Annotated in this window: 15 protein-coding genes; 12 read left to right on the top strand and 3 right to left on the bottom strand. The window is 62.6% G+C overall.

All coding sequences use genetic code 11. The features are described from left to right. Positions 1-245 precede the first annotated feature (245 nt). The 8 genes from AB4074_RS03390 (at position 246) to AB4074_RS03425 (ending at position 10,223) form a co-directional block, all read left to right on the top strand. Entirely contained in the window at positions 246-884 is a 639-nt protein-coding gene (locus AB4074_RS03390; protein WP_441412096.1) for a Chromate resistance protein ChrB, read from the top strand. A 235-nt stretch (positions 885-1,119) separates the two neighbouring features. After that, positions 1,120-2,106, top strand: a complete 987-nt coding sequence (locus tag AB4074_RS03395) for an ABC transporter substrate-binding protein (RefSeq protein WP_441412097.1) — start codon at positions 1,120-1,122, stop codon at positions 2,104-2,106. A gap of 109 nt (positions 2,107-2,215) precedes the next feature. After that, positions 2,216-3,094 carry a TauD/TfdA family dioxygenase gene (locus tag AB4074_RS03400; RefSeq protein ID WP_441412098.1) on the top strand — a complete coding sequence of 293 codons (879 nt, stop codon included), beginning with the start codon at positions 2,216-2,218 and terminating at the stop codon, positions 3,092-3,094. 100 nt (positions 3,095-3,194) lie between these two features. Continuing rightward, positions 3,195-4,463 carry an MFS transporter gene (locus tag AB4074_RS03405; RefSeq protein ID WP_441412099.1) on the top strand — a complete coding sequence of 423 codons (1,269 nt, stop codon included), beginning with the start codon at positions 3,195-3,197 and terminating at the stop codon, positions 4,461-4,463. A gap of 4 nt (positions 4,464-4,467) precedes the next feature. Next, positions 4,468-5,793, top strand: a complete 1,326-nt coding sequence (locus AB4074_RS03410; protein ID WP_441412100.1) for a hypothetical protein — start codon at positions 4,468-4,470, stop codon at positions 5,791-5,793. 208 nt (positions 5,794-6,001) lie between these two features. Then, the gene (locus tag AB4074_RS03415) at positions 6,002-7,009 is read left to right on the top strand and encodes a PstS family phosphate ABC transporter substrate-binding protein (protein ID WP_441412101.1); all 1,008 of its coding nucleotides are present in this window, start codon (positions 6,002-6,004) and stop codon (positions 7,007-7,009) included. Between the two features lie 124 nt (positions 7,010-7,133). Further along, positions 7,134-8,828, top strand: a complete 1,695-nt coding sequence (locus tag AB4074_RS03420; protein WP_441412143.1) for an ABC transporter substrate-binding protein — start codon at positions 7,134-7,136, stop codon at positions 8,826-8,828. Positions 8,829-9,068: 240 nt separating this feature from the next. Next, complete coding sequence (locus tag AB4074_RS03425; RefSeq protein ID WP_441412102.1) at positions 9,069-10,223, top strand: NAD(P)/FAD-dependent oxidoreductase; 1,155 nt, start codon at positions 9,069-9,071, stop codon at positions 10,221-10,223. A gap of 59 nt (positions 10,224-10,282) precedes the next feature. Here AB4074_RS03425 and AB4074_RS03430 read toward each other — a convergent pair whose 3' ends face one another. Continuing rightward, positions 10,283-11,293 carry a PstS family phosphate ABC transporter substrate-binding protein gene (locus AB4074_RS03430; RefSeq protein WP_441412103.1) on the bottom strand — a complete coding sequence of 337 codons (1,011 nt, stop codon included), beginning with the start codon at positions 11,291-11,293 and terminating at the stop codon, positions 10,283-10,285. Between the two features lie 259 nt (positions 11,294-11,552). Between AB4074_RS03430 and AB4074_RS03435 the strand changes: the two genes are divergently transcribed. Continuing rightward, positions 11,553-13,244 carry an ABC transporter substrate-binding protein gene (locus tag AB4074_RS03435; protein ID WP_441412104.1) on the top strand — a complete coding sequence of 564 codons (1,692 nt, stop codon included), beginning with the start codon at positions 11,553-11,555 and terminating at the stop codon, positions 13,242-13,244. 18 nt (positions 13,245-13,262) lie between these two features. Here the strand turns inward: AB4074_RS03435 and AB4074_RS03440 are convergent, their stop codons facing one another. Next, positions 13,263-13,643: an NUDIX hydrolase gene (locus AB4074_RS03440; RefSeq protein ID WP_441412105.1), complete on the bottom strand. Its 381-nt coding sequence runs from the start codon at positions 13,641-13,643 to the stop codon at positions 13,263-13,265. 251 nt (positions 13,644-13,894) lie between these two features. Further along, entirely contained in the window at positions 13,895-14,131 is a 237-nt protein-coding gene (locus tag AB4074_RS03445) for an inositol monophosphatase family protein (RefSeq protein ID WP_441412106.1), read from the bottom strand. Positions 14,132-14,477: 346 nt separating this feature from the next. Here AB4074_RS03445 and AB4074_RS03450 point away from each other — a divergent pair, with 346 nt between their 5' ends. From AB4074_RS03450 to AB4074_RS03460, 3 genes are all read left to right on the top strand, one after another. Continuing rightward, complete coding sequence (locus AB4074_RS03450; RefSeq protein WP_441412107.1) at positions 14,478-15,584, top strand: hypothetical protein; 1,107 nt, start codon at positions 14,478-14,480, stop codon at positions 15,582-15,584. 2 nt (positions 15,585-15,586) lie between these two features. Then, positions 15,587-16,612, top strand: coding sequence for a PstS family phosphate ABC transporter substrate-binding protein (locus tag AB4074_RS03455; protein ID WP_441412108.1), 1,026 nt, complete (start codon positions 15,587-15,589; stop codon positions 16,610-16,612). A 426-nt stretch (positions 16,613-17,038) separates the two neighbouring features. Further along, entirely contained in the window at positions 17,039-17,221 is a 183-nt protein-coding gene (locus tag AB4074_RS03460) for a hypothetical protein (protein ID WP_441412109.1), read from the top strand. The last annotated feature ends 634 nt before the right edge of the window (positions 17,222-17,855 follow it).

Consider the following 17,855-nt stretch of genomic DNA (forward strand, 5'->3'; position numbering starts at 1 on the left):
CACCTTTCTGGTTTCTATAAGAATGTACGTTCGTTGATTATACTAACGACTGTTAGATCCATTAAGCAACGGTCAATCCGATATCAAGTTAATGGGTTACGTCGGGATAGGAACGGCTGATCGTTTGGTGAAGAAGTCATCTAGCACTTAGGACTTGGCGATCGTCAATGATTCAAGGGGTTGTTCGTCACGACACTTTCGAGCGTCCGCGGGGTACGATTGACTTGCTCGAGTGAGGAGACCAGATGAGCGTCAATACGAATAAAGAGGCCCCATCGGATCTTGAGGCCGTAATGCCGGATCCTGCGGCTGTAGCGCCCGAGCGGCAGGCGGGGGCCAGGGCCCAAGGCTCGCCGGCGTGGCTGCTCCTTGTCTACCGCGTGCCAAGTGAACCGACCCGGCTGCGTGCCGCCGTCTGGCGCAAGCTTCGCAATCTGGGAGCGATCTACATGCAGAACTCCGCCGCTGCAATGCCCCGCACCGCGCAAAGCGAGCGGGCCATGCGGGCACTTCGGAATGAAATCGTTGAGTCGATGTCCGGAAAGGCATTCCTCATCAACTCCACGTCGATCATCGGCGAAACGGACCTCGTCGAGATGTTCAACGAAGCCCGCAACGATGAGTACGAAGAGATCCTCGACAAGTGCAGGGACTTCCATGCCGGTGTCGAGAAGGAGGTCAGGGAGGAGCACTTCACCTACGGCGAGCTCGAAGAAAACGAGGAGGACCTCGTAAAGCTCAAGGGCTGGTATCAGAAGGTCAAGGCCCGCGACATGCTCGGCGCGTCCCTGGCGGACAAGGTTTCGGACGCGTTGGCGGACTGCGCCGCCACCTTGGAGGAATTCGCGGCCCGCGTCTACGAGGCTGACAGTGCGGCACTCTGACATGTAGGTCCGTTGGTCAAGAGCCTTTTGAACGAGCGGCTTCCGGGGTTTATGTCCCCGGGTGCCGCTCTTTCTGTGCCACTGCCGGTCAGCGCCTGTTTAGACTCTTGAAAAAGTAACAGCTGATAGATCTATTCATGAGTATTCGTTAGTGATAGGTTGTAGTGCATTAGCGAACGCGAGCGGGCCGGTCCGCATCCTGCGAGGCCGGAACCCACTCCAGAAGGAGGGTTCAATGACTGAATCCCAGGAACCGCAGTTTCCGCTACGGCTCGGCTCGAAGGCATCGTGGCTCGCCTACGTCGCCCAGGATCTCGGGTACTTCAATGACGAGAATCTCGCCGTCACCCTGTTGAATAAGCAGGAGATCAAGGACCTCGAGGCCGGCGGTGGCCATCTGGATGCCCAGGTGAACTGGTTCCAGCATGCCGTGTTCGGCGTGGTCAACGGCAAGCCCCAGGTCGCTGTCATGGTCCTGCACGACGCGCCCGGCATCACTGTGATGGTGTCGGAGGTGTCGAAGAGCGAGATACGCTCCGCCGCGGACTTCGCCGGCCGCCGGATCGCCGAGGGCGCCAGCCACTCGGCCAAGGGCATTGTAACAAGCTACCTGGCCACCCGGGACGGACTGCCTAGCGGAAGCTACACTCCGGTGATGGCCGCGGTCGACGGACGCCGCGAGGCAGTGACCCAGGGGCTTCAGGACGGCACCGTCGATGTGCTGACCTTCATGGAGCCCATGACGAGCTACATGAAGGAAACGGGGCTCGTCTCAACGCTGTACGACTTGAGCACTCGCGAGAGCACGGTCGCCGAGTTCGGCGCGGTCTGGCCCGCCGAATCGGTGCTCGTCACGCCGGAGTTCGCGAAGGATCACCCTGACGTTGTCCAACGCCTGGTCAACGCCATGAGTCGCACCCTTGAATACGTCCGCTCAAGCACCCCCGAGCAGATTGCCGAGCTCCTGTCCTCCACCTATCTCGCCGGCAAGGAATCGGCAGAGGCCGTCCAGGCGATCGCCAAGAGGTGGCCCACCCTGTCCCAAGGCGACTACGCGATCTCGCCCGAATCCGCACAGCTCATCATCAACGCGATCAAGGCCGCACCGTTCGACGACACCGTCAGCGGACAGACCCGCGCCAAGGTCAAGACCGTAGGCATCGATCCCTCAACCCTCTACACCAATGCCTTCGTCCAGGAGCAGAGCGTCGTCGCATCCTGACACCGGTTCCTCCAGATTCCGGCGAAGGCCCCAGCTGTGGGCCTTCGCCGGATCTGTATCCGCAGCGCGGCCCCGCCGCGAACAACCCCCGCCCTTAAGGAGCCAGCCCATGGATCACCTCATATTTCCGAAGTCCGCCCTCGACGCCGCCAAAGACGGACGATTCGAGGACCCTTCCGTCTTTGCCTTCCGGGAGGACGTCTTCACAAGCCCGGGCTGGACCAAGCACGGCCTGGCCATCATCGATGGCCTCCCGGTGGAGGAACCGCAACTGGCGGACCAATGCGCCACCGCTGCCTCCTCCGCCCTCGGCCGCCTGCTTCCCCAGGACGGTGCCGGCCAGCTCGTTCGCGAGGTGAAATACCGCGGCGTGAAACTCGGCGAGGGAGCCACGGGCCGCTACTCGGACAGCCGGGAAGGAGGACAATTCCACACCGATGGTCCCCACCGCCCGGATACGGCCCCCGACTGGTTTGCCCTTCTGTGCATCCGCCAGGCCAAGGTCGGAGGCGGCCTCATCCTTGTCCCCACCGAAGAAATCATCCGGGGACTTGACCCTGAGTCGCTGGCGGTGCTGCAAGAACCGTTCCTCTTCGACCAGCGCGAAGCAGGCGTGCCGCCCGTTCCGCGGCCCGTCCTGGAGCATCAGCCCGACGGCTGCTGGCACGTGAACTACCTGCGAGAATACATCGAACTCGGGCACAAGCACCCCCTCGGAACGCCGCTCACGGACCAGCAGGTCCACGCGCTCGACCGCTTCGACCAGGAGGTCGCTTCGGCCGTGGCCGCCCCCGACCGCATCGAGGTCAAACTGGCTCCCGGCCAGCTCGCGGTGATCGACAACCGCCGACTCCTGCATGGTCGAACCACTTTCGGAGACGACCCACAGGACCGCGACAGGCTCATGCTGCGAACCTGGATCCGCGAACTGGCACCGGTTGGCGCCGCAGTCGCCGCGCCGTCCGCCGCCGTTGTCAGCGACCGGTGAGTCACCCGGGAAACAACCGTCGCGAACAGCGCGAACAGCGCGAGCTGCTGAGGGCAGGCGAACTCCTCCTGCTCGAACGCATCTCTAGCGTTCCCGCCTCATGACATTCACGGGGGAGCTCATGCGCGGCAGGCTCCTGGCCGCAGGCAGTTCATTGCGCGTCCGCAACTACCGGCTCTACACCGTGGGGCAGTCGGTATCCGTCGCCGGCAATTTCATGCAGACATTGGCGATCGCGTTCCTCACCCTTCATCTGACAGGGAGTGGCTCCGCACTCGGACTGGCTGTGGGTATCCGCCTTCTCCCGTATCTTGTTGCCGGTCCGATCAGCGGAGTGATAGCCGACAGGCACGACAAGCGGCGCATGCTGTTGTTCACTCAGACAGCATGCGCCATCTGCTCCGCGGTGTTCGGCGTGCTCGCCCTGACCGGTTTGATGACCTATCCGCTCCTGCTCGGGCTGAGCTTCATTCTCGGCTGCCTCACGGTGTTCGACAACCCCGCCCGCCAGAGCATCATCTCTGAACTGGTCGACGATTCGGACCTGTCCAACGCCATCATCCTGAGTTCCGTGTTGATCAATCTTGCTCGTGTGCTCGGTTCCGCGGTGGGGGGTGCTTTGGTCGCGATCATCGGCATTCCGGCCTGCTTCTTCTGCAACGCTGCTTCCTTCGGCTCAGTGATCGTGAGCCTCGTGATGATGCGCCCGTCGGAGATGTTCCGGTCGGAGCGGGCGCCGCGCGCTCCCGGTCAGGTACGTGAGGGGGTGCGGTACGCCTTCACGACGCGGGATCTCGCGATCACGCTCCTGATGATCATTGTGACCGGAACCCTCGCCTGGGAGTTCCCGACAACACTGCCCTTGTTGGCGACGGACGCGTTCGCGGGCAACGCGGCCACATACAGTGCCTTGGTCATGGCCATGTCCGTCGGCTCCATAGTCGGGGGACTGGTTGCGGCCGGGCGGCGCGCCGCATCCAGCCTTCTCACACTGTCGCTGACAGCGGCCGCCTGGGGCGCCACCATGATTCTCGCTGCGTTGGCCCCCACCCTGGTGCTAGCACTCGTGGCCCTGGCCCTTGTGGGATTTGCGAGCATTGCCTTCAACTCCGGCGCGAAGGCCAATCTGCAGTTGACCTCACGGGCAGATATGCGAGGCCGCGTCATGGCGCTGTGGGCCATGTGCTGGGGCGGAAGCACGGTCATCGGCGCTCCACTGATGGGCTGGATCGCACAGGAGTTCGGGAGCCGGTGGGGTCTGCTGGCGGGCGGGATCCCGACGTTGATCCTCGGCCTGGCGCTCCTGCCGATTCTGCGGCGCGATCGTCGCGTCCGAAAGAGAGGCGAAACGAAACATGTGGGCAAGTGAAGCTGTGTCAACCATTGACTCGCGCGGCAAGCGGCCGAGATTCGCGGCGGTGGTGAACGAATTCTGGTCTGGATCGCACGCCGACCTGATTCTGGGACGCCTGCACGACGGCTACGAGGTCCTGTGGACGCCGTCCGAACCTCTCTGCGAGTTGGCGTCACTGCACGTGCTCGATCCTGGACCGACCGATCTCGGATCGCGGCGTACGGAGGAGTGGGGCGTGCGGGCGGCGGGGAGCCTTATCGATGCGCTGTCGATGACCGGCGTAGGGGTCGACGTCGACGGCATCGTTCTGATCGCAGAACGCAACCCCCGGTCGGGGCGGCCCGAGGAGTTCGACGGGCGCGGCAGGCCGAAGGATTGGCGTCACGAGATGTTCATGCAGGTGGCAGCGGAGTGCGAGCGGTCGGGGCGACCGGTTCCGGTATTCCTCGACAAACACCTGGGGAACACTTGGGCCGCGATCAGCGAGATTTACGAGACGTCCCGCCGGCTGTCGATCCCGCTCATGGCGGGCTCCTCGGTTCCTGTGACCGTGCGCTGCCCTCCCGTCGAGATCCCCGTAGGGTCGCGGGTGAAGGAGGTCGTCGCCGTCGCCACGGGTTCGGGAGAGCCGCCCATCTTCCACCCGCTTGAACTGATCCAGTCGATGATCGAACGGCGGGCCGGATTCGAGACCGGTGTGGCGTCGGTGCAGTTCGTCTCGGGAGAGCGGTTCTGGGACGCGTTCACCAAGGGCGGCCTGTGGTCGCGCGAGCTCGCCAATACTGCGATCGAAGCCGTGCCCCACTATGCCGGCGGCGCCCGCGAATATTACACGCGGTATCCGTCATCCAAGACCAATGAACTGGCCACCTCGCCTCGCGGGGCCGAAGAGGCCGTCGTCGTAAACTACAACGACGGCACGCGGGTGAGCGTGCTGCTGCTGACCGGATTCATGCTGCGCAGAGCCATCGCTGTGAGTTCGGCAGAGACCGCTGACCCACTTGTCACCTGGACGCCCACCGGGTCCAAGCTCACCGATGTCCCGATGGTGGGCGCAAGCGTGGCGGCACCGGGACAGAAGAAGCCGCCGACCTGGAACTTCGACCATCTGGCGAATTTCGTCGACCGATTCCTGTTCACGGGGCAGTCACCGTTCCCGATCGAACGGACCGTGCTCACCAGCGGCATCCTCGAGGCCGCGATGAACTCCCGCCAGCTCGGGGGCGAGGTCATGGAAACTCCCCACCTTGGCATCGACTACCGGCCGGCCACGACGGCGGGCCAGCTGACCCGTCGAGTTGAGGCAGACAACCGGATGACAACGCAGGCCCGAAACCAAGTCTGAGACCGCCCCCAGACCGTACCATCGAGCCTCTACTCGGTGGCGATGACAGTCCCACCGGCCCCCCGACTCCGTCGCCGCAGCGCTGAATGTGAATTCGTTGACACCTATTCGTCGCCGGTGATATAAACTCACAGTAACAACTGTTAATTTGCCACTATGTGAGGTGTCATCACTACACAGACCCGTCCGATATATATTGGGAGATCGAATGCCAGTCATCACCAAAACCCCCCGCGAGATGCCCATCCTGAGCGGCCCCACACCCGAGGTCGACCCGGCACTGCCCGCGTTCGAACCGCACCGTCCTGCACTCAGCGGGAACGTGCGGTTCGTCCATTCCGACAGGACAATTGGAACCGTCCCCCGGTGGGTCGAGGCCCTGAGTCAATATCACCCCAACCTGAACATCGAGACGCTGATCGTAGCCTCGAGTGTCGCCGCCCAGACATTCGTTGACGGTGACGCCGACCTCGCTTTCATCGGGCGCGAGATGCTCTGGGGCGAGCGCGACCTCTTCACCGCGCATTTCGGCGGGCTCCCGCGTCGCTTCGCCGGCTGCGGCGGCAACCTGGACATTCCTGGAACCACCCACGCCGTCGCAGTCTTTGTCCACAAGGACAATCCCCTGACCCAGATCTCCCTCGACCAGCTTGACGCGGTCTACTCGACAACCCGCAACCAGGGCCTAGACCCCATCCGCACATGGGGGGACCTCGGCCTCGAGGGCGAATGGGCAGACCAGCCGATCAAGCTCTGGGGGCAGACACCGGATATCGGCTTCGACAGGTTCGTTCAGGAGCGCTCACTCCTTGGTGGCGACTTCCGCGAAGACATCGAGCTTCTGGACCAGGTCGACACGATTCCGCAGCGTGTTGCCGAGGACCGATACTCGATCGGGTACGCGGGGTTCGGCCACGGCCTGAGCGCCCCCGGAGCGAAGGGCCTCGCGCTCTCGCGGGGAGTCGGCGAGCCCGCAGTCGAGTGCACGCCCGAGACCGTGCTCTCACAAGAGTATCCCTTCAGCCGTCGGCTGTATCTGTTCGTCCCCGGCGCCGGCAGCGAGCCTATTTCGCCAGCCATCGCAGAGGTCCTGCGCTTTGCACTCAGTCGAGAGGGACAGACGGCCGTCGCGAAGGACGGACTGTTCCTGCCGCTGCCCGAACGCGTGGTGCGTAATGACCGGGCAATGCTCGAGAGCCTCATTCAGGGGCAATAGCGCCAGAGCGGTGCGCGGGACGCCTTCCCGCGCACCGCCCCCTAGTCGGGAGCTGGCTCCAACCGATTCGGTCGAGCGGTAGCGGTGAATTTCCGCTCGAGTTCCAGAAAGGGAGTTCGTGACGATGAAGTCCGGGAACAGAACAACGAAGTCCAAATACAGAAAAAGGGCCGCGCTGACGGTCCTTATGGCAGCCTCGATGCTCTTGGCGGCCTGCAGCAACACAGCGAAGTCTGCCGGGACGGACGACCTGACAGTCCGGATAGCCGCAGGTGCGACCGGCCCGTTCACCAGTCAGTTCAACCCACTCCTCAACGCGTCGAAGGATGCGAGCGGCAACTCGTCCTACGTGATCTTTGAGCCGCTGATGATCGATGATGTCGCAAACTCTCAGACCAAGCCGTGGCTCGCCAAATCCGGTGACTGGTCCGATGGAGGCAAGACGCTGACGATTAAGCTGCGAGATGACGTCAAGTGGTCCGATGGGCAGCCCATGACAGGGGAGGACGTAGCGTTCACCTTCCAGTTGATGGGCAAGCACCCTGCCCTCAACTTCTACGGACTGCCGATCGCCTCGGCATCGTCTCCCGCACCCGACACCACGGTGGTGACCTTCACTGAGCCTGCTTTCCAGTATCTGTGGTCCAACACCACACCTTTGCCCGAGCACCTCTGGAAGGATGTCGCCGACCCGGTCAAGTACGCCAACCCCAACCCGGTCGGCACCGGCCCGTTTGCCCTGAAGTCCTTCAGCCCGCAAGCCATCACCCTGGCGCGCAACAGCCACTACTGGGGCGTGCAGCCAAAAGTCAATACAGCACAATATCTCTCTTTCGACTCTGAGAGCAGCATGCTCGCCGCCCTACAGGCGGGCCAAGTCGACTGGATCACCACTGGAACCGTAGACCCGGCGGCCATCGCGAAACAGGCGCCGTCCAAAATCGGCTACTGGGTGACCAACCCGAGCCCGGCCATGATCTTCCTCTACCCCAACGATGCCCAAGCACCCACAAATGACCCCCATCTTCGCCTGGCGATCAGTCAGGCCGTTGACCGGGCCAATGTCTCGAAGCTGGCCTTCGGGGACAAGAACGCACCGGCCGACTCGCCGACGGGGTTGGACCTCAAGAGCAGGGCGAAATCCATCGCCCCCGAATACAAGGACCTGACCTTCTCCAGTACGGGGCCTGAGGCTGCAAAGCAGACGCTGATATCCGCGGGCTACACGGCGGGGACGTCCGGCACCTTCACCACGCCTGACGGCAAGCCGCTCCAGCTGACGCTGACTGTGCCGGCCACCAACCCATATGGGGACTGGGTGCGCGCGGGCCAAGACATTGCCGCTGACCTCGTCTCGGCCGGCATCCCCACGACAATCAAGACCGAGGCACAGCCGGCTTGGCACACCGACACCTCAAATGGCAACTACCAACTGACACTGAGAGCACTCGGCGGCATCCTCCCGGTCTACGACCTCTACTCGCGGATCTTCAGCCAAGACAACCTCACGCCCCGGGGGAAGTCGGCCAACGCGAACTATCAGCGCTACGCGAACCCGCAGGCGGGCCGGCTTCTCGCCGACTTCGCGGCTTCCGCGCCTGACAGTGCAGGGGAGAAGGCCGCCCTCGCCGGGCTCGAGAAGCTCATGGTCGATCAAGCGCCGATCATCCCCCTCTTCCACATCTCGGGTGTAGGAATGTGGCGGACCGACCGGTTCATTGGGTGGCCACGCCAGGATGACCAATACGCCGTCCCGACGGCCAACCACAACAATGCCGAGGAAGTGCTCACGGCCATACGGCCAGCCGGCACAAAGTAGGACTGGCGCCTGACCCCGGGCCATGAGAGCAGGCACGGGGTCGCGATTGACACGAGCGTGCGCAATGGGACCTGTTCCAAGACCGTATCCACCCGAGGTCAGACGACTGCCCGCACGATGCACTACACAGAACCGAAAGCGCCGTGGCGCTGTGCTCGGGCCCCGACACCCACACGCCTCCACCAGCACACGCCCACACAGCCCACATCAAATGAGGGTGGACCAGAAGGAGAATCAATAGTGAAAGTCATCGTCGTCGGTGCCGGAGTCCTTGGTGCATCTGTCACCTACCAACTCGCAAAACGCGGTGTTGACGTGACCCTGCTTGATAAGGGGATTCCCGGGGAAGGAGCCAGTGCAGCCAGCTTCGCCTGGCTTAACTCCAACGCGAAGGAGCTCCGCCCCTACCACCAGCTGAGCGTGATCTCGATTGCCGAATGGGCGCTCGTTGCCCGGGAGCTGGGCAGCTCTTCCTGGCTTCATCGGGACGGTCATCTCCAGGTGGCCGCAACCGCGGTCCAAGCCGAAAGGCTTCTAGCGCGGGCGGAGCTGCTTGAGTCTTCCGGCTACGCGGCAATTCCCGTGGCCCCTCGGGAGATCCCGCGCCTCGACCCAGTGATCCGCGTACGCGACGACTACCAGCTGGGCGTATTTTTTCCCGGCGAAGGGCACATCACGGTGCCCCTGCTCATCCACGAGCTGCTCGCCGCTGCCACCGGCTACGGCGCAACCGTACGTCACTCGAGCAAAGTTAACGAACTCCTATCGGACGCAGAAAGCATCAATGGGGTCATCCTTGAGGGCGGTGAGCGGATCGAGAGCGATGTTGTCGTAGTCTCAGCGGGTGCCGGCATCGGGGGACTTCTGGAAACGCAAGGGGTAAGTGTGCGCACAGAGGGCACCCCTGGAGTCACCGTCACCACCTCGCCCGGTACGTCCAAGCTAACGACCGTGCTGCACGTTCCCGGGCTTAGCGTGCGGCCCGATACCAGCGGGCGCGTTGTCGTCCGCTCCTCTGACATCGACGCGGAGATCAACCGCCGGAACTGGACTCTGCCTGAGCCTGCCGTACGGAAGTTGTTCGCGCAGCTGGGGGAGGGGGTGACCGACGTCGACCCGGCCGCGGTCCGAGCAGAACGCATCCAGATCGCCCACCGCCCGTACTCCTTCGACGGACTTCCCGTTGTCGGCTTCTGGGACGGCCGCCCAGGCTTGTATGTCACCACCGCGCCTACCGGCGTGACTCTGGGTGCCGTCACCGGGAGGCTGGCTGCCGAGGAAATCACAACCGGCAAGGTGCCGAAGCTCCTCAAGGGCTTACAGCCGAGCCGGGTCTTCGAAGCAGCTGCCGTTGAGGTTGCCTGCGTCGGTACTTCGAGTACGACATCCGGGTGAGCGTGTTGCTGACGGTGCGGCCCGGGTCGGTAAACCGACCAGGGCCGCACGACACCCGTCTACTCCGTGGGCGAAGACAGGTCCATCAGTCGATCGTGCTCCGGGCCGGCGACTGATTGCGGGAGGGGCAGGTAGTCGCCTTCCGCGGCGACTACGGCCTGCCCGTCGCGGCTCAACACGAATCGCATGAACTCCATCACTTTCGGGTCCCAGCGGGTGTGGGGCGCCTCGCGGACGAACGCGTACACTGACCTGCTGAGTGGATATTCGCGACTGGCCGTCGTCTCCCGCGTCCCCTCGACCGCATGACCCGCGTCCTCGACAATCGGAACGGCCTTCAATTCCTTGGTCACGTTCCGAAAACCCGCTAAGCCGATGCCGTAGCGGTCCTTCTCAAGAGTCGTGACGAGCGCGTTGGCGGCGTGCCCTCCGGAACCCGCGTACATGCGCGTCGGAGCGCCCTTCGGCAGCACGGGCCGATCGGACCACGGTCCTTCCTTCAGCACCCGCAGCCACATGTGCTGCGCCGTTCCGGTGTCGCGGTCCAGACCATAGGAGTGGACCGGCGCGTCGGCCCACTCGCCAGTGAGGCCGAGCTGACCCCATTGGATGATGGGCTCGGGATAACCGAGCCGGCGGTCGGCCGAGTAGATCGCGTCCAGCTGGGCGAAGCTTAGTTCTGTGATCGGATTCTCGGCGTTGACCAGCACCGCGACCGCCACAGTCTTGGCGAACGTGTCGAACGCTCCGGTTGCGATCGCGAACCCCTCCGGCTGGTGATCGAAGATGCGCTTCCACGACGTACGCTCCAGCTTGCGGATTTCCCGCCCGAATAGACCGATGTCTGCGACACCCGTGTAAAGGCCTCCCACAGCGGTTGACGTGCCCCGGAGGAAGGAATCGGACTCGAGTCGGGGATGGAATTCCTTGAAGTGGCTGACCCAGCCGTCCCAGAGCTCCTGAAAGGCCGGGTCTCCCCAGGCCACGAGCTTGCCGCTCAACTCGCCATGGGGCTCATACCCGGGCAAGGTCTTCCAGGATAATGCGGCGCTTGTCTGTAATGGCGACATTGTTTTCCTTTCCTGAGGAAGGACACGGTGGCGCTGTGGGGCTTCCTCGCGCTTAGTTACGTTGCATTTCAACTCTAATCCTTTTTTGAAAATAACGATGGTTAATTTTTCTATTGAGATTGTGTTGCAGCAAGGTCTACTCTTTTGTCTTGCAGAACTATAGCTTCCGTTAGCTTCGTGTTGCCGGCGCGCCGCCGGGCCCCCACGCTGCGGCACGATCACGCGCTGCGCGGTCGCCGCGCACAACGAAAGAAGAACAATGAAGTTCCTGACGACAACGAATCCTGTACTCCGGGCGAGGGTCACCATCGCCGTCGCTGTGGTTGGCTGCGTGCTCGCCACGGCGGCGTGCACCGGCACCGCCTCCAGTGCCTCAAACGCGGCAGGGGGAACCCTCAAGGTGACAGCAGGCGCCTCCGGACCATTCACCGATAACTTCAACGCGCTTATCGCCAGTTCGTCGAGTGCCTCAGGGTTTGCGGCCTACGCGATCTTCGAGCCTCTGCTGCAGGAGGACTTCGGCAGCGGCAAGACGCGGCCCTGGCTCGTGACCTCGTACACCTGGGGCCCGGACGGCAAGAGCCTCACCCTGAAGACGAAGGAGGGGGTGAAGTGGTCTGATGGCACGGCATTCTCGGCTAAGGACGTGGCGTTCACGTTCAATTTGATGAAGGCGAACCCGGCGTTCAACGCGGTATCCCTCCCGCTGACTGGAGCCGAGGCGACTGACGACACTACCGCCGTCGTCCACTTCAGTAAGCCGGCCTACCAAGTCATGTGGTGGCGCACCGAGACTGTGCCAGAGCATATCTGGAAGGACGTCCAGGATCCGGTCAAGTACGCCAACCCCAACCCGGTCGGCACCGGTCCTTACATGCTCAAGACGTTTGCTCCGCAGGCCATCACGCTGCAGAAAAACCCGTACTACTGGCAAGAGGGTGGGAAGTTCGCCACTGTGCAGTACCTTGCGGCCGACTCGTCCAGCAGCATGATTGCCAACCTGCAGTCCGGCGGCGTCGACTGGATCGGAACGGCCGGTATTGACGGTGCGACAGTCAAGAAGCTCGCTCCGAACGCAATCGACTACTGGAACACCATGATCAACCCATCAGTAGCCCTGCTCCTACCGAACTTCGACCACGCCCCGCTCGACCAGCTCCCGGTGCGCAAGGCGATCGACATCGCACTCGACCGCAACGAGATCTCGAAGGTCGGCACGGCGGGACTAAACGCCCCGGTCGATTCACCCACCGGAATGGATGTCAAGACGCGAAGCGATCTGATCGCCGCGCCGTACTCCGAACGGAAGTATGGCAAGGCGGATCCCGACGAGGCGAAGAAGATTCTCACCGCCGCGGGCTACCAACTCGGCTCGGACAACGTATTCGTCTCCCCGAATGGCCAGCGACTGGACTTCAAGCTCACGGTGCCAACGACCTACCCCCAGGCCGACCTCTTCGGCATGACCCGTGTGATGGTGCCCGAACTGGCGGCTGCAGGGATCAAGGTCACGGTGAAGTCGGAACAGCAGCAGGCCTATGTAAAAGATGTCGAGATGGGTAACTATGACCTGACCATGCGCACCAACGGGGGAACGCCCTCGGTGTACGACTTCTACAACCGCATCATCAACCAACAGCCGATCAGCGCCCCGGCCGGAACGGGGACCCAGCTCAACTACGAGCGGTACCCGAACTCGAATGCACCCGGTTTGCTCGGCGCATATGCAGCGGCAGCGCCGGGCAGCAAACAGGAGCAGAGCGCCGTAGGGGCGATCCAGGATGTCATGGTCAACGACCTACCCGGGCTGCCCTTGGTGTTCTCGGGCGGCGCCGGAATGTGGCGGACCGATCGAGTGACCGGTTGGCCGTCGTCGTCAGACCCGTACGCCGCCCCGGTGCCAGGGAGCGTCAACGCCGAGCTCGTCCTTCTCAAACTGTCACCCAAGTGAGGTTGTCCAGGCGACGTTCTACGGGTGATGGGTCGGCAACTGGGGGAGTGTTTCCATGGTGTCCGCCTGATTGAGGATTCTGGCAGGCATTCCCCGCGCATCAGACTGGATTGCGATCGCCTTCAGTGTGTTCAGATCGACGAGTTGTACCTGGATCCGCTCGCCACTGTCTGGGCTAGGCGGTGTCGAGTATTCGAATGCGGTAGCGAGGAAAACGTAGACGAAGTGCTCGACCTTGGGGTGCGGTTGAGTCACGTCCAGTAGCCTCCAGTCAGAAAAGACCATGCCGGTCTCTTCTCGAAGTTCCCTGCGGGCCGCGTCCAATTCAGTTTCGTTCTCCCGGTCATGCCTGCCACCGGGGATCGAGGTAGTACGGCGATCCTCCCGGTTGCCGTTCACGAAGCAGCACTATTGCATCGTTTTTCACGGCGACGATCTGAACTGTGTCCGGGCGTTTCAACATCTCGAAGATCTGGTCCGTACCGTCGAAGGTCCGCTGCGACCACTGGTACGTACTGTAGATCACGCCTTGGAAGGCGAGCCCCGCCCCCGGAGGGAGCGAAGACCGCGTACTGAGGAAGAACGGTCCTCATTCTCTGTCCCGTGCGTGTCCGGCTGTCGTGTGGATGCCGGGACGCCCGCCCGAGGCGTCAAGCGCGGCGAGAAGCTCGATCTCGAGTTCGGGAACGACGGTGACTACTGTCTCGTGCTGCCCCCAGTCCGGACGCGGGTGCGAAGTGGGCGCCGGACTCCGTCGCGATGAGCTGCGCGGCGGCGAAGTCCCAGATCTTCAGGCCGGGCCGGTAGAAAGCCTCGATCATGCCTGCGGCTACCCAGCAGAGATCGACGGTGCCAGCTCCGGAACGGCAGAGGAGAGCCCAGTTCAACAGGGCACCCGACTTGCGGTAGTTCTTCCGTCGACCTGCTTTTATTCTCGCATCTCATTCAGCTACTACCCCATATTCGTGCGTCTTGTTACTAACAGCTGTTTTAATTTGATCTAGCAATCGGCTGATTTTAAGTATAGGTTTCGTTTTGGTTGGTCTCTTGTGGCCGATCGTGTGAGGAGTCGGCGGACTCGATGCCGGAACGAGAGGAACGCAGCACAATGACGAGCACTTGTTCAGTAGAGAACACCAAGCGGAATGGCGCACGGCCAGTAGACATCGGAAGGATGCCGCCAACCCACGCCGATCACGGTGACCTTGGGCTGCAGCGTCCGGAGGTCCGGCGGTGACCCCCGCCGTCGGCACGGCCGTACGGTATCGGGAGATCGCAAGTCTGGATGTGGGCGCTGGCCCGCACCTCCATATCGGATACGTGAAGGAGGCCGGGCACGTCTGGGTCTCCGACACCGGGGGCGACACCGTCACAGTGCTTGACCATGCAGACGGTCACGTAATCGATCGGTGGCACATTGGAGGCGGTGCGGCGCACTTCTCCTTCGATGCTGGATGCACGGTCGGGGTCGTCGCGCTCCGTTCCGCCGATCAAGCAGCAATCGTCAAGCCGCAGACCCGTGAGGTGCTCCATAGGGTCGCCTTGCCTGCCGGGAGCGCCCCCACCGGAACCATGCCCGCCTTCGACCGGGGCATCGTGTATACCCTCAACGAGGGAAACGGAACGGTGACCGCCGTCGAGGTGGCTTCTGCTCGGATAGTCGCGACCATCCCAGTTGGCGGCCTGCCGAAATGGGGCCAGCCGTGGGGCGCGAGCTACAAGCCGATCACCGAACCCGTAGGCAAGACCTACGTCGTTAGCACGGAATCAGATGACGTAACCGTGTTCGATGACAACACCAACCAGGTCATCCGAAGGATTCCCGTAGGGCACCGGCCCAACAGAAATGCGATCTTCCGTGAGCACGGAAACATCTTTATCTCCAACGAGGCCGACGACACCGTGACGGTCATTCGCATCGCCAATGATGAGGTCCTCGCTACCATTCCGGTGAATCATCGGCCGTTCCGGATGCTTCCGATTAAGGCCATCAACGGCCGGGACGAGATGTGGGTGCTGGGAGCGGGCGATGCATCAACGGGTGCGGGAACAGTGGCTGCGGTCTCCGGGACGGACCATGTCGTGGCGCGCACCGTCGACGTCGTCGATGAGCCGGCGAACTGGGTCGTCAACCCTCAGAAACGGCTCTTCATCGTCGGCTCCTCCTGCCGTCAACTGATGGTCTACGACTTCGTCTCCGACTCACCCATAGGGCTCACCGAGCTTGGCCACGACCCCGCGCCTGGAGCGATTAGCGGACTGATCCACACCACTGCGGGAAGCCTGTTCATCCTCAACGACGACAGCACCGTCACTGTGCTTCGCGACCAGAGCGAATGATCGTGGAATACAGCGAAGAAATTGTCCGGTCGGTCGACGAACTGCCGCCCTACGTCCCTCGCGCTCGATTCTCCGGTGTGCTGCGCCATTTCGGTGTCTCCCTAGCTGACATGGTTCCTCGGTGGGAAGACGGATTCCGTCGATTCCACCCGGATGCCCAGTTCGAAGACGACCTCTGCAAGGCATCAGGGATCATCGGCGTGATGACGGGGGTCGCCGAACTCGGCGCGAGCGGACGGGAATCGGTACTCACCGAGTTCCTCTCGTTCGGGGAGAAGCTCAAGCGCATGCCCGCCGAGATAGCAGTGGCGACCGGGGCCCTGGACGTCGCAGGGGGCAGCTACGGACTTGCCGCCTTCGTACACGAAAGCAATCCGATCGCTCGACTGACCGTGAGCCAGCTGGACGGGATCTTCGGTGCCGAGAGGACAGGCGGGTTCAAAGAAATCCGCTGGAATCCCGAGGCAGCACGGGGTGCGGATCGTGACATTCGCTTCTGGAGCCAACTCGGACTGGAGGGCAACTGGGCGGACACGCCCATTCAGACCTACGGCTTCGCTCAGACAGGGATGACCACATTCTTCGAACGGGAGGTCTTTGGCGGCGGACGCAAGTGGAATCCGAACTACCGGGAATATGTGGAGGCAGGATCGAAGCAACAGGCCCCCGGATCCCTGACCACGAAAGACATGATGGCGGCACTGTCCGATGATCCCTACGGGATCGCCCTCGCAGGCCTGTATCACGCTGACGGCATCGAGCAGGTCAAACCCTTGCAACTCGCCCGGCGCGGCAGCGATGCCTTCTACGCCCCGGACGCGGACTCATTCGCGACGCGAAAGTACCCCTTGGCCCGCAATGTCTACCTTGTTATCGACCCGGGAGCAGAGGGACCCCAGGCCGAGGGGACGCGCGAATATCTCCGTTACGTCCTAAGCCGCGACGGTCAGCGAGCCATCCTTGACCAAGGTGTGTACTTCCCGCTTCCCAAGGAGATCTTGCTTGAGGAGCGCGTAAAGCTGGGCTGACACGATCCCGGCAGGAGGGCTCAGACGTCAAGACCCGCTTGGAAGTGCGGTTCTGCACGAACCGTCGACGAATCGGGATGTGCTGCGAGTGCGGGCCGCGGCCCGCCGCCCAGACTCACGAGACCTCCGGCGCCGGCACGTCCCTCGCAACAGACACCCCGAAGGCCGGGGGCCGGCGCCGGATTACTGACGAGCTCCGCGGGCGCCCGGCGACGATGACTCTCCAACGCCGGCTTCACCACCGGCACCCCTTGGATGTCCGTCAATCACAACGCATCGGTGATCAACGCCGAGGAGCAGGGATTACCCGCGACGATTCCGTTTTCAACTTCTACCGGAGCCTCTCGGCCTCTGCCATGACCTGCCAGTCATCGCGTACGGCGACTTTACGACGCTCCTACCGAAAACGAGGCCGTCTACGCGTTCATGCGACGACACGACGACCACGAGTTGCTCGTCCTTGGAAACTTCACCCCGCACCCCCAACCCGTCGACATGGGAGACCCCAGCTGGGCGGACGCGCAGAAGACCATTGGCAACTACCCTCATTCCCGAGCCCTCGACCTCGGTCCTTGGGAGCTGACTGCTCTGCTCCGCGCACGAGCATGACCTCTCCCGGTGAAGACTCAGACCGCTCGTTCCCGCCGCGGACGGGACGGAGCACTCGACAATCAGTAGAAGCGGTTTGGTCCATGTCCGCCACACGTTTACCCCACGGAAACGATGAAAACCGATGACATGTCACTGACTGCCCGTCACCCTAAAGACGGCTAGATTCCGCGGATTTTCAAGCCAACACCAGCCCGTGGCAAGCAATGAAATATGCCCTCCCGTGAGAAGAGGTCAGGAGTTCGAATCTCCTTAGCTCCACAATGAAGGCCCTCTGACCTGCGGAAACGCTGGGGCGGAGGGTCTTTCTTGTGGCGAGTTTTGAACCCACTCCACGGAAACCCCACGTTTTGGGACGAATAGCCTCGCTTAACCACACGCCTTCGTCAGTCTTTCCCAAGCCTGATCTCGAACGACGGGGGATTTCCCGAACGGTGTCCTTCCGGCCCTAGTGGTGATTCAGGTCCTGGGCCGGTTCCTCGCACGCGGCAATATCCAGGCCGTAGCCGCACGCCGGGTGGGAGAGGGCGAACGAGCTGACGCCTAGCTCTTTCCGCCAGACACTACACAGCTTTCAACAAAGATGACGATTCCCTTTGGTGAGCCGTCATCAGTTTAGGCGTTCTCACGACCG

It is taken from the genome of Arthrobacter sp. 2MCAF14, from assembly GCF_052115645.1.
GTDB lineage: Bacteria > Actinomycetota > Actinomycetes > Actinomycetales > Micrococcaceae > Arthrobacter.

Bases quoted from the DNA above. Each gene is read 5' to 3' on its own strand.
- AB4074_RS03405 (WP_441412099.1), top strand. From the start codon at position 3,195: ATGACATTCACGGGGGAGCTCATGCGCGGCAGGCTCCTGGCCGCAGGC.
- AB4074_RS03400 (WP_441412098.1), top strand. From the start codon at position 2,216: ATGGATCACCTCATATTTCCGAAGTCCGCCCTCGACGCCGCCAAAGAC.
- AB4074_RS03430 (WP_441412103.1), bottom strand. From the start codon at position 11,293: ATGTCGCCATTACAGACAAGCGCCGCATTATCCTGGAAGACCTTGCCC.
- AB4074_RS03390 (WP_441412096.1), top strand. From the start codon at position 246: ATGAGCGTCAATACGAATAAAGAGGCCCCATCGGATCTTGAGGCCGTA.
- AB4074_RS03415 (WP_441412101.1), top strand. From the start codon at position 6,002: ATGCCAGTCATCACCAAAACCCCCCGCGAGATGCCCATCCTGAGCGGC.
- AB4074_RS03435 (WP_441412104.1), top strand. From the start codon at position 11,553: ATGAAGTTCCTGACGACAACGAATCCTGTACTCCGGGCGAGGGTCACC.
- AB4074_RS03460 (WP_441412109.1), top strand. From the start codon at position 17,039: ATGCGACGACACGACGACCACGAGTTGCTCGTCCTTGGAAACTTCACC.
- AB4074_RS03420 (WP_441412143.1), top strand. From the start codon at position 7,134: ATGAAGTCCGGGAACAGAACAACGAAGTCCAAATACAGAAAAAGGGCC.
- AB4074_RS03395 (WP_441412097.1), top strand. From the start codon at position 1,120: ATGACTGAATCCCAGGAACCGCAGTTTCCGCTACGGCTCGGCTCGAAG.